This is a genomic window from Candidatus Dormiibacterota bacterium (assembly GCA_035635555.1).
Classification (GTDB): domain Bacteria; phylum Acidobacteriota; class Polarisedimenticolia; order Gp22-AA2; family Gp22-AA2; genus Gp22-AA3.
This window is the reverse complement of sequence record DASQAT010000001.1, coordinates 47,649-62,308: the sequence shown is the minus strand read 5'-3', so window position 1 is coordinate 62,308 and position 14,660 is coordinate 47,649. Positions and strand designations below refer to the sequence as shown.

Here is a 14,660-nt window from a genome sequence, read left to right as displayed (position 1 = left end):
TCGTGAAGTACGAACAGGCGCTGGAGGTGAGGACGATGTCGCAGCGAAACGTGGAGCAGGTGATAGGCCGGCTGGCGACCGACGAGGATTTCCGGCGCCGGTTCGAGACGGAGCGTGAGGCGGCGCTCCAGGAGCTGATCGGCTCGGGAACCGAGCTGACTCCCGTGGAGCTCAAGGCGCTCCGTGACCTGAACTTCTCCGCCTGCAGGCGATTCGCCAGATGCCTCGATCCCCGGCTCCAGAAGATCAGCTTCAAGAAGTTCATCCCGAGGAGGAACACCAAGTGAATTCGATACTCGTCAAGGCAAGCGCCGTCGTTTTCTGGGTCCTGGCACTCGTCGGTTGTGAAAAGGCCGCGGTCTCCGCGTTTCAGCGGCCGCCCGCGGCCGTCTCGGTGGCCGCGGCGGTGACGCGGGACGTGCCGGTCTATCTCGACGGGATCGGCAAGGTCGTGGCGCGCGAGATGGTCTCCATCCAGCCGCAGGTTTCGGGGCGCATCACGGAGATCCATTTCACGGACGGCGCCAATCTGAAGAAGGGGGACGCGCTGTTCACCATCGATCCACGGCCGTACCAGGCCCAGCTCGACTCCGCGGCCGGCAACCTCGCGCAGGCGGGGGCGGCGCTCGACTTCGCGCGTATCCAGCTGGCGCGCGGCGAGCAGCTCGTCGAGACGAAGGCGATTTCGCAGCAGGAGTACGACACACGGAAGAACGCGGTGGACGTCGCCGTGGCGCAGGTGCAGCAGGGGAAGGCGGCCGTGGAGAACGCCGGTCTCAATCACCAGTACTGCTCCATCCGCTCTCCCATCGACGGGCGCGCCGGTCGGCGGCTCGTGGACATCGGTAACGTCGTGACGGCCAACAGCGGCTCGTTGCTGACCATCCAGCGTCTCGACCCGATCTACGCCGACTTCACCGTCACGGAGAACGATCTGTCGGCGGTGCAGGGAAATATGCGGAGGGGGACGCTCGACGTCGAAGTGCGGCTCCCTGATGAGCCCGACAGCCCCCTTCACGGGGCGCTGACGTTCCTCGACAACGCCGTCCAGGCCGGGACGGGCAACGTCACCCTCCGCGCCACCATCCCGAACGCCGATCACCGCCTCTGGCCGGGGCGCTTCGTCAAGGTCCGCCTGGTCCTGTCGACGCTCCCGGGGGCCGTGCTGGTGCCCGCGACGGCGCCGCAGATGTCGGCCCGTGGCCAGTTCGTCTATGTCGTGAAGCCGGACGACACCGCCGAGCTGCGGCCGGTGAAGACCGGCCAGCGCCAGGGCGAGCTCGTGGTAATCGACCAGGGCCTGGGCTCCGGCGAACGGGTGGTCGTCAACGGCCAGCTCGGCGTGACCCCCGGAGGGAAGGTACGGGAAGAACCGAGCGCCACGGCCAGACAAGACCCCACGCCCGCGGGCGCGCGAGGTGAGTCATGAACCTCTCCGAGCCCTTCATCCGACGTCCGGTCATGACCGCGGTCCTGACCGTCTCGGTCATCCTCTTCGGTGTCCTGAGCTATCGCGCGCTTCCGGTGAACGATCTGCCGGCGGTGGATTATCCGGTCATCCAGGTGCAGGCCGATTACCCGGGCGCGAGCCCGGAGACGATCGCGAACAACATCGCCACGCCCCTGGAGCGGCAGTTCATGCAGATCAACGGGTTGGAGCTGGTCACCTCCAAGAGCACGCAGGGGCACACCAGCATGACGCTGCAGTTCGCCCTGAGCAAGAGCATCGACGCGGCCGCCACCGACGTGCAGACGGCGATCACGCAGGCCACGGGCAGTCTTCCCGTGGACCTGCCGTCGCCGCCGACGTTCTCGAAGACCAACCCGAACGATCAGCCGATCATGTACATCGCCCTCACGAGCGACTCGGTCACCGCGGGACAGCTGTACGACTACGGCAGCACGCAGGTCGGCCAGAGGATCAGCATCCTGCCGGGTGTGTCGCGCGTGAACGTCTTCGGCACCAAGTCGGCGGTGCGTATCAAGGCCGACCCGTCGGCGATGTGGGCCAGGGGGATCTCGGTCGACGACCTGGCCGCCGCCATCAAGAACGGCACCTCCTACGCCGGTGCGGGACAGCTCGACGGGGCGGCCGGCACGGCGCTCCTGCGGCCGCGCGGGCAGCTGGAGGGGGCCGGAGCCTACGAGAACCTGATCGTCGGGGGGCAGGGGGGCGACCCGGTGTACCTGCGCGATGTCGCGCGGGCCGAGGACTCCGTCCAGGACGAGCGGATCAACATGAGGTTCTGGGTGCGCGGCTACCCGGTCCCGTCGGCGACCGTCGTCGTGGCGGTCAACCGCCAGGCCGGGGCGAACGCGGTGGAGGTGGCCCGGAGCATCAGGCAGGAGCTGCCGGTGATCTCCGCCGAGCTCCCGGGCTCGGTGCGGGTCACGCCGATCTACGACCGCTCGCAGTCGATCGTCCACTCGGTCGGCGACGTCCAGGCGACGCTCCTGATCGCCTTCGTCCTGGTCGTGCTGGTGATCTTCCTGTTCCTGGGGCGCGCCACCGACACGCTGATCCCGGCCGTGGCGCTGCCGCTGTCGCTCCTGCTCACCTTCATCGCGATGCGGCTCCTGGGGTACAGCCTCGACAACCTGTCGCTGATGGCCCTCACGCTCGCCATCGGCTTCCTGGTGGACGACGCCATCGTGTTCCTGGAGAACACGGTGCGGCGTCTGGAGCGCGGCGAGACGGTCCTCGACGCGACCCTCAACGGGGCCCGGGAGATCAGCTTCACGATCCTGTCGATGACGATCTCGCTGGCGGCCGTGTTCATCCCGCTGGTCTTCATGACCGGCCTCGTCGGGCGGATCTTCCGCGAGTTCGCCGTCACGATCGTGGTGGCGATCTTCGCCTCCGGGCTGGTGTCGCTGACCCTGACGCCCCTGATGTGCGCCAGGATGCTGAAGGAGCGCGGCGAGGGATCGAAGAAGACCTGGATGGAGCGGGTCATCGGCGGGGCCGAGAAGCGGGTGCTCGCCGGCTACGGGGCGTCGCTCTGGTGGTTCCTGCGGCATCGCTGGGTCTCGGCGATCGTCTGGGCCGCCTGTCTCGCCGGCACGTTCCTGCTGTTCACGGCCATCCCCAAGGCCTTCCTGCCCCCCGGGGACAGCAGCGTCGTCTTCGGCGTGTTCATCGGCAAGGAAGGCTCCTCGCCGGAGCAGATGCACGCCATCCAGGACCGGGTCGACGACGCGCTGCATCAGGACCCGAACGTCCTGATGGACTTCACGATGACGGGGAACAGCAACTTCGTCGCCTCGAACCAGGGGATCACCTTCACCTTCCTGAAGCCGGCGGCGGCGCGCGGGCCGATCGCCGTGGCGGCGGCGCAGCTGATGGGAAGACTCGGGGGCATCCCGGGCGTCTTTCCATTTCTGCGTCCCTATCCTGTCCTCGAGATCAGCACCGGGGCGACCAACCAGAACCAGGGGCAGTACGCCTACACGGTGTCGGGCGTCGACTCGGACGAGGTGTACGACGTGGCGTCGAAGCTTCTCGGCAAGCTCCGGGAGTTCCCGGGCTTCCTGACGCTCTCGTCCGACTACTTCAACAACACCCCCAACCTGGACATCGACATCAGGCGGGACCAGGCGAAGACCTACGGTGTGTCGGAGACGCGCATCCTGGCCCTCCTGCGCAACGCCTACTCGCAGAACTACCTCTATCTCATCAAGAAACCGGAGGACCAGTACCAGGTCATCCTGGAGGTCGAGGACGCCGCGCGCGCCAGGCCCGAGGACCTGTCGCTCCTCTACATCAAGTCGGACGACGGGAAGAACCTCGTGCCGCTGCGCGAGCTGGTCACCTGGAACACCACGCTCGGCCCGCAGGCCGTGAACCACCTGAACCAGTTCACGAGCGTCACGATCTTCTTCAACCTGAAGCCCGGCGTCGCCATCGGCGACGCCACCGACTTCATCCGCTCCGCCGCCGCGCCGCTGGTGCCGCAGACCCTGCGCGCCGGTCTGCAGGGGGAGGCGCTGACCTTCCAGGACACAGTGAAGAGCCTGACCCTCCTGATGGCGCTCGCCGTGTTCGTCATGTACGTCATCCTGGCGATCCTCTACGAGAGCTACGTCCATCCGCTCACGGTGCTGTCGACCCTCCCCACGGCGCTCGTCGGCGGCCTCCTGACGCTCTACCTGTTCGGGGAGCAGGCCTCGCTGTACGCGTTCGTCGGCATGTTCATGCTGATGGGGATCGTCAAGAAGAACGGAATCATGATCGTCGACTTCGCCCGGCAGCGGGTGGCGGCGGGGGAGACGGCCGAGCGCGCCATCCACGACGCCAGCATGGACCGCTTCCGGCCGATCCTCATGACGACGCTGGCCGCGGTCATCGGGGCCCTCCCGATTGCGCTCGGCTACGGGGCCGACGGCGCCTCGCGCCGGCCGCTCGGGCTCGTGATCGTCGGCGGGCTCGTCGTGTCCCAGTTTATCACGCTGTACGTCACTCCGGTCATCTATCTGTACCTCGAGCGGTTCCAGGAGAGCGTGCTCGACCGCGTGTCGTTCCTGCGCGCCGGGCAGGCGTGGCTCCCCGGCGCCGAGCCGGTCCGGCAGGAGGTGGGGGAATGATCAGACTGCTGATGTCGCGCGTCCGAAACTTGAGGAGCGAGATCGCGATCGCGGGGGCGCTGGCGGCGACCGCGCTCGTCATCGTTGCGGCCCTCGCTCTCTTCGTGATGGTCGGCCGATTGTCGCAGCGAAGGGCCGAGGCGGGGACGACGTCGATGCTGCAGTCGCTTCCGGCGGGCACGCCCGCGGGCCCGGAAGGAGGGGAGCGGACATGAGACGCCTCGTTGCGATCGCGGCTGTGACACTCACGGGTGCTCTCGTCACCGGTTGCGCCGTGGGGCCGGAATACACCAGACCTCCCGTCACCACACCCGATCAGATCCGGGGGGACGAAGCCGCGACCGCGGCCGCCTCCCTGGCCGACCGGGCCTGGTGGGAGATCTTCCAGGACGACGCCTTGAAGGGATTGATCGACGAGGCGCTCCAGAACGGCTACGACGTGCGTCTCGCGGCCTGGCGTGTGGAAGAGGCGCGGGCGAGCGCCGGGATCGTCCGCTCCGGATTCGACCCCGCGATCCAGGCGGACGGCGGCTGGTCGCGCAGCCGGCAGTCGCTCGGCTCGACGCTCGGCACAGCACCGGTGAACCTCTATGACGTCAATCTCGGCCTCACCTGGGAGATCGATCTCTGGGGGCGCATCCGCCGTCTGAACCAGGCGGCGCTGGCGGAGTACATGGCCACCGAGGAGGCGCGCCGGGGCGTCCTGCTGTCGCTCGTCTCCGATGTCGCCACCAGCTACTTCGAGCTGCGCCAGCTCGATCTGCAGCTCGACATCGCCCGGCGGACCGCGGGGGCGTTCAAGGAGACCTACGACCTGTTCGACCGGCGCCTGCAGGCGGGGGCGGCGTCCGCGCTCGAGACATCCAGCGCCCAGGCGTCTTTGTCCTCGACATCGGCGAGCATCCCGGACCTCGAGCGGCAGATCGCGGCCCAGGAGAACCGGATCGCCCTCCTCCTGGGGCGGCCCCCGGAGTCGATCCCGCGCGGGACTCTCCTCAACGATCAGCTCCTGCCCGCGGAGATTCCGGCGGGTCTGCCGTCGGACCTGCTGGAGCGCCGCCCCGATCTGCGCGGGGCGGAGCAGCGGCTCGTGGCGGCCAACGCCGAGGTCGGCGTCGCGGTGGCCGACTTCTTCCCCGCCCTCAGCCTGACCGGCGCCTTCGGCGGCGTGTCGCGCCAGGTGTCGGATCTGTTCGGCGACGGGCGGACCTGGTCGGTCGGAGGCGGCTTCCTCAGTCCCGTCTTCCAGGGGCGGCGTCTCAAGAACGAGCACCGCGCGGCCCTGGCCCGGTGGGAGGAGGCGAAGGTTCAGTACGAGCGCAGCGTCACCGGCGCGTTCGAGGAAGTGGCGACTGCTTTGGTTGCGTACCAGAAGCTCGCCGCAGCCGAGAAGGAGCAGGCGGGCGCCGTGGCCTCCTTTCGCCAGGCGGTCGATCTCTCGAACTCGCGCTACGTCGGCGGCCTGTCGGACTATCTGGAGGTGCTCCAGGCGCAGCAGCAGCTCTTCCCGGCCGAGAACGCCCTGGCGCGGATCCGCTTCGAGCGTCTCGCGACCCTCGTCCAGCTCTACAAGGCCCTCGGCGGCGGCTGGAAGCTCTCCGATCCGGCGGGGTGGCGGGCGCCGGAGCTCACGGCGGCCTCGACGCCCGCTCCGTCGGGCACCGCGGCGCCGAAGAGCACGAGGTGATGGGGCGCGATGATCACCCGGGCCGGATGGCGCGTTCCGGCGGGTCTTGTCGTGGTCCTGCTGGGGCTGGCCGCGACACCCGTGCGCGGCGAGACCGAGCTCCTCGGGCCGCTCAGGATCCGCGACATGACTCCGTTCAATCTCCTGCGTCTCGACATGCTCCCGGCCCACGCGGTCTCGGCCGGCCCCGGGTCCTGGGCGATCGAGGCCGACGTGTCGTACAGCAACACCTTCGTGATGAGCGACAACGTGAAGTCCTACCTCGAGGCGCGCGGTGAGCGCCGCCCGCTCACGCAGGCCGACGCGGACGCGATCCTGAATCTCGGCCAGGACGCCTATTTCGTGGACGGCGAGTTCGGTCTCCTGGACCTGACGTTCCACTACGGCCTCACGCGCCACTCGTCCGCCTATCTCACGCTCTCGGCGTACGACTTCACCGGCGGATTTCTCGACGGGACGATCGAGGGGTTCCACAAGACGTTCGGCCTCGACACCGAGGGGCGTGACCTCGTGGCCCGCAACCGCTTCCAGGGAGTCCTTTCGGTCGAAGGGATCAAGACGTCCTTCCTGTCTCCGCCGATCGAGGGGGGCCTGGGGGACCCGGTGATCGGGCTGCGCCACTCCTGGCCGCTCTCGGGCTCGCGGTGGGGGCTCGTTCTCGACGGGGCCATGAAGATCGCCTGGCGCGGCGAGCGCCTGTTCCTGTCGACGGGAAGCAACGACTACGGCCTGCAGGCCTCGCTGCAGGGGAAGTTCTCGCGCCAGGCGGTCTATTTCGGCGCGAGCGTCGTGCGCACGGACGGCCAGGTGTTCGGCGTGGCGCTGAGGCAGGTGGTGATTCCGACGCTGACCGCGGCCTGGGAGGTCGGTGTGACGCCCCACACGAACGCGATCGTCCAACTCTACGCCAGCGAGAGCACGGTCCGCGACACGACCCTCGACCAGCTCAAGGCCGACAAGTTCCAGGCGAGCCTCGGCCTGCGCACCGTCCGCGGGCAGCTGGTCTATGGCTTCGCCGTCACCGAGAACGTGGCGAACTTCGAAAACACACCCGACATCGGCGTGTCGCTGACCCTCGCCTGGATCGCGCGCCGTCCCTGAACATGATTGGGGGGGGCGAAGCGCCGCTCGCGATCAGGGCGCCCTCGAATTCCTCATCACGCTTCCAGAGGGAGCCAAGGGTGCGCTAGAATTTGCAATGCTTGCCGATGGACAGGAGCGCGGACGCCACCGCCGATCCACCAGGGGAGCCCGGGCCGCAGCGGGGTCGCATCCTCCTGCCGCGCGGCGGCGCTCTGGCAATCGTCCTCCCGTTCTTTCTCCTGACAGCCGTCCTCTTCTGCTACAACGTTGGTCATCATTTCTTCCTCGGCGACGACTGTTTCATCAGCTTCCGCTACGCCAGGCATCTGGCGGCGGGCCAGGGTCTGGTCTGGAACCCCGGTGAGCGTGTCGAGGGGTACACCAACTTCCTCTGGGTGATCCTGATGGCGGGCGTCCTGCGGCTGGGAGGGAAGCCCGAGGTCTTCTCGAACCTGCTCGGGATCGCGAGCGGTGCTGTGCTCCTGGCGGCGCTCGTGTTCGACACCGCCCGCAGGATCGGCTGGCGCAGCCCGTTCGTCTGGCTGGCTCCCCTGGCCCTGGCCGCCGGCCGCAGCTTCACGGCGTGGTGCACGGGGGGACTGGAGACGATGCTGTTCACGCTGCTCGTGTTCGCGGCGAGCGTCGCGTTCGTGCGCGAACGCGAGACGGGGTCCTCCCTCCCCATCCTCTCCTCGATCCTGTTCGCCCTGGCCACTCTGACTCGTCCGGAGGGTGCCCTGTTCGCCGGCATCGCGGGGCTGTTCTTCCTGGGCGATCTTCTCGCGCGCAGGCGCAGCGTGCGCTCCGCACTCATCTGGGCCTTCCCTTATGTCGACGTGGTCGCGGCGCACGTGGTCTGGCGCTACACCTACTACGGCGCATGGCTGCCCAACACCTTCTACGCGAAGGTCGCCGGGGCGTGGTGGGAGCAGGGGCTGCGCTATATCCGCCTGTTCGCGGAGGACTACCGGATCGTGTGGTTCCTGCCGCTCCTCTTTCTGCCGCTCCTGCGCAGGGAGCGCTTCGCCCCGGCGCTTTATCTCTTCATGCTGGGCGGCTATCTCGCGTACCTGGCCTTCATCGGCGGCGACCGGTTCGAATACCGCTTTCTCGTCGTCGTGATGCCCTTCTTCTACCTGCTCGTCGGGGATGGCCTGCGATGGATCCCGGGACCGCGTCTCGTGCGAGGCGCGCTGGCCGGTGCCGCCGCCGTGGCGCTCCTGGGCACCACCTACCTGGCGGCCCAGGCCCCCGATCCGGGGCGGGAGCACAGCGGAGTCGCCAGTCTCCGGGACATCAAGGCCTATGCGGAGAGACGCGCCGCGGAAGGGCGGTTCCTGCGCGGCCTCATCGACGACGGCTCACTTCCTCCCGACCTGGTCCTGTGCGTGGGCGGCGCGGGGGCCGTGCCCTACTACACGGACTGGCCGACCGTGGACCGCCGCGGTATCAACGACGCCACGATCGCGCGGCTTCCGCTCAAGGAGCGCGGTGTCGTCGGGCACGAGCACGATGCCCCCTACGAGTACCTGCGCGACCGCAGGGTCGTGATGTTCGACGTCTTCAATGGGATTGTCCACGAGCGGGGGGAAAGTCAGGGGTTCCCGGACGCGATGCGTCACGACGATCGCCTCCTGCCCGTCCGGGTGGTGGCAGCCGGAGGGCACGAGCTCCTCTTCAGCACCTTCCTCCCCGAGCAGGACTTCAGGCGGACCTTCGCCAGGCTGGAGATTGTCCGGTAGGAGCGGCGGCCCCCCTCTCCGAGTTTGTAAAATTGATCCGAGCGTGACCAGAGTCACAGAAGGGGGACCGGGGCGGGCATAGCCTCGCTGCAACCACTGCCCACACCCTCCATCACCCTGAGGGAGCGTTCCCCTCCGGTCCTGGGAAGACGTTGAACGAGCTGATCGTCGACTCGGGACCGGAGGGTGGGCTCCCTCTCATGAGCCGGCCTCGATCCGATGGACCCGATCCAGCGCGTTCCGGTCCAGGATTTCGATCCTCTTTCGCCCGAGCCTGAGCATCCCCGATTCCTGGAAGGCCTCCAGGGTCCGGCTCACGACCTCGCGGGTCGTCCCCAGCTCATCGGCGAGCATCTGATGCGTGGCGGTGATCGGCTGCCGGTGATGGAGCAGCCGCAGGGCGAGCCGCTGATCGACGCGGCGGAACGCCACGTCGTCGATGAGGGCCATCAGGTGCGCCATCCTCTGCGAGAGAGAGTCGAAGACGAAGACCCGGAAGGCGGGGGACTGCAGGACCAGCTCCACGAAGACACTCCGGGGGACGCCGAACAAAGAGAGCCTGGACTCGGCCGTTCCGATCGCAGGATAGGTCGTCTCGCCCAGGAGAGCCACGACGGTGATGACACAGCTCTCCCCGGGGTTGAGACGGTAGAGGAGGATCTCGTGACCATCGGGGCTGGACTTCGAGGCCCGGATGGTGCCTTCGAGGAGAAGCGGGTAATGGGTGCAGGGGCTGCCGTCGCCGAACAGCCGCTGGCCCGCGTGCGCCTGGATCGGCTTCGCCGTCTCTTCGACCCTCCTGAGCAGTTCCGGCGGCAGCTCCTTCAGCACGGGGTAGGTGCGAAGGAGTCTTCCGCGATCGGTCGTGTTCATCGGGTCCCCTAGCTGGCGCATTGTAGCACTCGCCATCCGTCCAAGTCCGCGCCCTTCGCGCCGCCGGTCCCGGTGCTACTCCGGGTCGGCCGGGTCCTCCGCCGGAGCGTCGCCCCACGCCCCGTGGTGCCGGGCGGCCTGCTCGTGCAGAGCGTCCATCTGCTTCTGCTGGTCCGGGGTCAGCACCGCACGGATCCTGGATGCCATGCGCCCCTTCTCGACGGCGAGGTCCCCTTCCACGATCCCGGCCTGAGCCGCGGCGGCGCGGATGGCGCTCTCATCGAAATTCCGCGCGTGGATCGCCTGCTGGAGGGCTTGGTGCGCCTTCATGCTCGCCTCGAAAAGCGGCGCCAGCCTGGGGTGCTCGTCCTCGAGGATGGCATGGACCTGAGTCTTCTGCGTGTCGTTGAGGTTGAGTTGCGAGAGAAGATGCATCATCGGCTCGCCGTGCCCGCCGTGACCGCGACCCATCGGCGGCGTTCCCGCATGGGTGAAGCCCGCCGTCAACAGGCCGGCAAGGGCCAGACCGATGGCGGCCGTCGAAACCTTCGTTCCTGCATTCATGGAGTCCTCCCTCACGAGATGGGGCGCTCGGCGCCCCGTTCACTCAATCAAGACGCGGCCGAGGGTCGGCCGGTTACGCCTCAACACTACGGCGCGAGCCGAAGCTTCAGCGTGAACTGCATCGGCTTGGGGATCCTCGGCAGGCTCGAGCCGGTTTCGGCATCGCTCGACCCGCTCCCCACGGCGCCACGCCCCATGCCGCGGCCCCGGCCACCCCCCATCCCCCGGCGCGAGCCTCCTGCGCCGCGGCCTCCCATGCCTCCGCCCCTCGCCCTCCCCTCGTCTCCAGGGGGCACCGGCAGGACCTGGATGCTCGTGGTCTCGAACAGGACGTCCACGGCCCCGCCGGCGGGTGCGCCGACGGCATACGGATGCTGGTCGCTTTTCACAAGGGGCACCTTGAGCTCGTAGACAAGAGAGCCGTTCACGGCGGCGGCCGTCACTTCGAGTCCGGGGACATCCGGGACGGCGAGGATGCGACGATCGTTCACGCCCGGTCCGCGCAGCGCGACGTGGCTGACGGTTCCCTGTTCCGCGAACAGCGGATCCCCCTGCTCCTTCGCCCCCTGCCGGTCGTGCCCGAGCCTGTCCTGCAGGAGCGGGTACTCGATCCCGAACCGCTTCTCGGCCGCTCCGCCGGGGCTGAACCAGACTGTGAGGCCCTGGTTCATCGCCTCCAGGCTGATCTCCTGGTTCCACGACGTGACGCAGACATAGAGGTCCTTCTGGTCATTGAAGGCGCCGACGGCGATCCCCGCATCCTTGAAATAGGTCAGAGAGTCGCGCCAGTCCTCGGCCTTGCCATCGACCGTGATCGGACGATCGAGCGCCTTGCTCTCCAGACTCGCCCCGCCGCAGGAGAGCACCAGGAGCACCACCATGAGCAGGCACGCCGGCCGGGTCAACAGGCGCCACGTCTGCGCCCGACCGGTCCACTGTGTGTCGATTCTTCGCACGACCGAGTCCTCCCGCAGCGCGTGGCAGACGGAAGAAGACTGCGCGGCGCCCCCAACAGCAGACGACCGGGATCCTCCGGCGGTTACACGTGAGACGGAATGTTCCTGTTGACGGTCAGGGCGCGCCATGCGTTGCGGGGCGGTCAGGACAGGCGCCCCCGAGATCGGGGAGCGGAGTCTTGCGCAGACGGCGCCGCTCCGGGATCTGGTACTCGTCCAGGATCTCCTGTGTGGCCTTGTCGAGTGTGGCGGCATCGAGCACGAGCTCGGCGCGCACCGGGTTCGGCTGGAAGACGATCCTGTGGAACTCTCCCTCGGGGTGCCGGAACGCCTCGTCCACATCGGCGATCGAATCGACGTCGCGACCGTTGATGCGAGCCACGGGCAGGGTCTCCAGGTTGCCGTATCCCAGGTTGTAGGCGGACGGAAGCACGTAGGCGAGGAGGATGACGCGGCGCCGGCCGGGTGTCTGGGTCGTACGGAACAGGTCGTAGCCCGTCATCAGGAACGGCGGAGCCTTCTTCTCCCAGTCCTTTCCCCAGGTCCGCAGGAATTCCCCGTCGAGCTCGCGGAACACCAGACCCCCCTCGATGACGTACGGAGGGGCCGCGCCGCCCGTGCGCACCGGCACGAGGTCGTTGGCGCTCCTGGCCGGCCGGAGGGTGAGCCGGACGGGGACCTTCTTCCCGTCGCGCAGCACCTCTCCGGGGATGACGTCGCCCGCATGGTGCCCGTCCACGACGATCTGCGTGAATTTCAGCTGACCGTAGCGCCGGTGCTGGTAGTTGCCGGCCGCGTCGATGGCGTGGCCGTCGAGACCGAGGAGGATGTCGCGCGGGTACAGGGCGCCGCAGGCCGAGCTGCCCCAGGGCACCTGCGTGACGAGGATCCCCCGGGGCTCCCCCTCGAGGCCGAGATACCGGGTCAGCGCCGGATCCCGGTTGACCTCCCAGGACAGCTCGAGGTTCGCGAACTCGCGATACCCGGCCGGCGTTCGCGCCGATTCGAGGGAGGCGCGCAGGATGTCCACCGGCGTCACGGTCGCGCTCTTCTCGTCCTGGGCGAAGGTCAGTCCGATGAGGCGGCCTTCCGCGAACAGCGGCTCCGACCAGCCCCCGCCGGACAGATCGGTCTCCACCATCAGGGAAGCGTGCTCGAGGGCGCCGAGGTAGCTGGTCCCGACCTCGATCCGCGAGATGCGGCTCGCCGAGATCTCCAGCTGCCCCGATCGCCAGCGGACCGTGCTCACCTGTCCCTCCGTGGGCATGGACGGCGCGAGCGCTGCGGGCGTGAGATCCGCGAAGAAGCCGGGCTTGTCGACGGTGAGGAGCGCAAGGTTGGCGTCGGCGTCGACGTGGACGATCCGCGCCGGCTCCCGCAGGGGGCGCCCGTGCTTCTCGACGAAGATCACCGTCGCGTTCTCGACGAGGTCCGCGGTCGTGGCGATCAGGGACCCGTCCAGGACCACGGCCTGCACCGTCCGGGTCTCGGGGGTCTTCTTCTCCCATGGCCGCCACTCGTCGTAGTCCTGCGTCGTGACCACGAGGACCACGACCTGGGACTCGAAGGAGACGCGCGTCGTCTGGGCGGCGAGCGTCAGGGTGGCCAGGGCGGACAGGAGGATGCAGGTGATCGTCCTCACAGGTTCCGGTCCTTCGCGACGCCGTAATCCTTCAGGATCTGCGCGTTCGCCTTGTCCGCCTCCGCGCGATCGAGAACCGCCACACGGCCGAAGTAGCCGAACTCGAACACGTGGTAGGGCGCCTTGTTCTCCTCGATGGCCCGGACCAGGTCTTCGAGAGAATCGATCGTCTTGTCGTTGACCTTGTCGACGAGGATGTTCTTGAAGAAAGGGATGTTCGCGTTCACGGGAGAATCCAGACGCCGGAGCAGGACGACGCGCTCTTTCTTGAGCAGAGCGGGCTCGCCCTGCGGGCGGAACAAGAGCTCGTAGACCAGCTCGGAGCTGGCGTCCGACATCCAGTCGTCGCCGAAGGTCTTGACCATCTCGCGGTCGAGCGGCACGAACACCAGGCCCGCGTAGACGTAGTAGCGCGGCCGGCGGTCGTACTGGTTCGAGTAGCGCAGGTTTTCCGGGTATCCCTTCAGCGGGATGCCCAGGTCCTTCCGGGCTCCCTCGCGCAGGATCCGGACGGGGAGCGTCTCGCCGATCTGACGCCGGTCGACGAGGAGCCCGAACGGCAGCCGCAGCTCGCCGGACGCGACGCTGCCGTCGTTCGCGATCGTCTCTCCCTCGATGCGCAGGAGGATGTCGCCGGTCCGCAGCCATCCGTCGGCGCTGCTGTCCGGCGCGATCCAGTCCACACGCACGCCCGACTCCCCCTCCTGCATGCCCGCCAGTCGGCGGGCGGCCGGGTTCTCCAGCGAGGCGGTCCGCACCGCGAGGTCCGGGTAGCCGGCGTACGTTCCGTCCTTGGCGTCGGCGAGAAAGTGACGGATCACCTCGGTCGGTATGAAGAACCCGACGCTCTCCATCGCCTTGTTGTTCTGGAACGCCACGCCGACGATCTTCCCTTCCTGGACGACGGGACCGCCGCTGTTGCCCGGGTTGATGGCGGCGTCGGTCTGCACCGCCAGGTGCCCGTCGGCGGCGGAGTGGGCGTAGAGCTGGCGATCGATCCGCGACACGACACCCTGCGTCGACGAAATCTGATCCCCGCCGCTCGGATATCCATAAGTCTCGACCATGGAGCGCAGGGAGGGGAGGCCGCCGATCGGGAGGGCCGGCACGCCCTCGAGAATCTTCGGCTCGACCGGCCGGATCAGCGCCAGGTCGCAGTCGTGCCCCTCCACCACGACCCGCCCCTCGTGCGGGTTCGGGTCGCCGTAGAGGAACAGCGCGAGGAAGCGGGAATCGCTGACGACGTGCGCGTTCGTCATGATGAGCCCGCCCTCGATGACGAAGCCGCTTCCCGTCGCCCACTGCATCGCCCCGGTCCCCCACGGCGTGTACCAGCTGGGGCGCTGCGCGTGGTTGACGATGCGGACGACCGATTTCTCGATCGCGGGGGCCGCGACGAGCGGGGCGATCGTGACCGGGCACGCCAGAATTGCGACGAACAACGCCGACTGTCCTCTCACCGTCCGTCTCCTTTGTGCATCGAAGGGCCGGTATTGTCCACCACGTCGGCCGGTCGCGCAAGCCGTGGG

The 14,660-nt window shown here is 68.2% G+C and carries 12 protein-coding genes; 7 read left to right on the top strand and 5 right to left on the bottom strand.

Annotation, left to right across the window (positions count from 1 at the left end):
• Positions 1–2: 2 nt before the first annotated feature.
• From VEW47_00230 to VEW47_00200, 7 genes are all read left to right on the top strand, one after another.
• A complete protein-coding gene (locus VEW47_00230; protein HYS03594.1) occupies positions 3–287 on the top strand; it encodes an Os1348 family NHLP clan protein in 285 nt (94 codons plus the stop codon).
• Positions 284–1,429: an efflux RND transporter periplasmic adaptor subunit gene (locus tag VEW47_00225; protein HYS03593.1), complete on the top strand. Its 1,146-nt coding sequence runs from the start codon at positions 284–286 to the stop codon at positions 1,427–1,429. Before VEW47_00230 ends, VEW47_00225 begins: the two co-directional genes overlap by 4 nt.
• Positions 1,426–4,584, top strand: coding sequence for an efflux RND transporter permease subunit (locus tag VEW47_00220; GenBank protein HYS03592.1), 3,159 nt, complete (start codon positions 1,426–1,428; stop codon positions 4,582–4,584). Before VEW47_00225 ends, VEW47_00220 begins: the two co-directional genes overlap by 4 nt.
• Positions 4,581–4,799 carry a hypothetical protein gene (locus VEW47_00215; GenBank protein ID HYS03591.1) on the top strand — a complete coding sequence of 73 codons (219 nt, stop codon included), beginning with the start codon at positions 4,581–4,583 and terminating at the stop codon, positions 4,797–4,799. Before VEW47_00220 ends, VEW47_00215 begins: the two co-directional genes overlap by 4 nt.
• Positions 4,796–6,271, top strand: coding sequence for an efflux transporter outer membrane subunit (locus tag VEW47_00210; protein ID HYS03590.1), 1,476 nt, complete (start codon positions 4,796–4,798; stop codon positions 6,269–6,271). The genes VEW47_00215 and VEW47_00210 overlap by 4 nt, the downstream gene beginning before the upstream one ends.
• Before the next feature lie 9 nt (positions 6,272–6,280).
• Positions 6,281–7,372: a DUF3187 family protein gene (locus VEW47_00205; protein HYS03589.1), complete on the top strand. Its 1,092-nt coding sequence runs from the start codon at positions 6,281–6,283 to the stop codon at positions 7,370–7,372.
• A gap of 107 nt (positions 7,373–7,479) precedes the next feature.
• Positions 7,480–9,096 carry a hypothetical protein gene (locus tag VEW47_00200; protein ID HYS03588.1) on the top strand — a complete coding sequence of 539 codons (1,617 nt, stop codon included), beginning with the start codon at positions 7,480–7,482 and terminating at the stop codon, positions 9,094–9,096.
• A 198-nt stretch (positions 9,097–9,294) separates the two neighbouring features.
• On the opposite strand, the gene VEW47_00195 is transcribed toward VEW47_00200, so the two are convergent.
• The 5 genes from VEW47_00195 to VEW47_00175 form a co-directional block, all read right to left on the bottom strand.
• Positions 9,295–9,969, bottom strand: a complete 675-nt coding sequence (locus VEW47_00195; GenBank protein ID HYS03587.1) for a Crp/Fnr family transcriptional regulator — start codon at positions 9,967–9,969, stop codon at positions 9,295–9,297.
• 75 nt (positions 9,970–10,044) lie between these two features.
• Complete coding sequence (locus VEW47_00190; protein ID HYS03586.1) at positions 10,045–10,533, bottom strand: Spy/CpxP family protein refolding chaperone; 489 nt, start codon at positions 10,531–10,533, stop codon at positions 10,045–10,047.
• Between the two features lie 86 nt (positions 10,534–10,619).
• Positions 10,620–11,489: a hypothetical protein gene (locus VEW47_00185; protein HYS03585.1), complete on the bottom strand. Its 870-nt coding sequence runs from the start codon at positions 11,487–11,489 to the stop codon at positions 10,620–10,622.
• Between the two features lie 115 nt (positions 11,490–11,604).
• Entirely contained in the window at positions 11,605–13,131 is a 1,527-nt protein-coding gene (locus VEW47_00180) for a hypothetical protein (GenBank protein ID HYS03584.1), read from the bottom strand.
• Positions 13,128–14,591, bottom strand: coding sequence for a serine protease (locus tag VEW47_00175; protein HYS03583.1), 1,464 nt, complete (start codon positions 14,589–14,591; stop codon positions 13,128–13,130). Before VEW47_00175 ends, VEW47_00180 begins: the two co-directional genes overlap by 4 nt.
• Positions 14,592–14,660: the final 69 nt, after the last annotated feature.

What these genes read in the sequence shown, in the direction of transcription:
- VEW47_00220 (HYS03592.1), top strand. Translation starts at nt 1,426, where the DNA reads ATGAACCTCTCCGAGCCCTTCATCCGACGTCCGGTCATGACCGCGGTC.
- VEW47_00215 (HYS03591.1), top strand. Translation starts at nt 4,581, where the DNA reads ATGATCAGACTGCTGATGTCGCGCGTCCGAAACTTGAGGAGCGAGATC.
- VEW47_00210 (HYS03590.1), top strand. Translation starts at nt 4,796, where the DNA reads ATGAGACGCCTCGTTGCGATCGCGGCTGTGACACTCACGGGTGCTCTC.
- VEW47_00205 (HYS03589.1), top strand. Translation starts at nt 6,281, where the DNA reads ATGATCACCCGGGCCGGATGGCGCGTTCCGGCGGGTCTTGTCGTGGTC.
- VEW47_00200 (HYS03588.1), top strand. Translation starts at nt 7,480, where the DNA reads ATGGACAGGAGCGCGGACGCCACCGCCGATCCACCAGGGGAGCCCGGG.
- VEW47_00195 (HYS03587.1), bottom strand. Translation starts at nt 9,969, where the DNA reads ATGAACACGACCGATCGCGGAAGACTCCTTCGCACCTACCCCGTGCTG.
- VEW47_00190 (HYS03586.1), bottom strand. Translation starts at nt 10,533, where the DNA reads ATGAATGCAGGAACGAAGGTTTCGACGGCCGCCATCGGTCTGGCCCTT.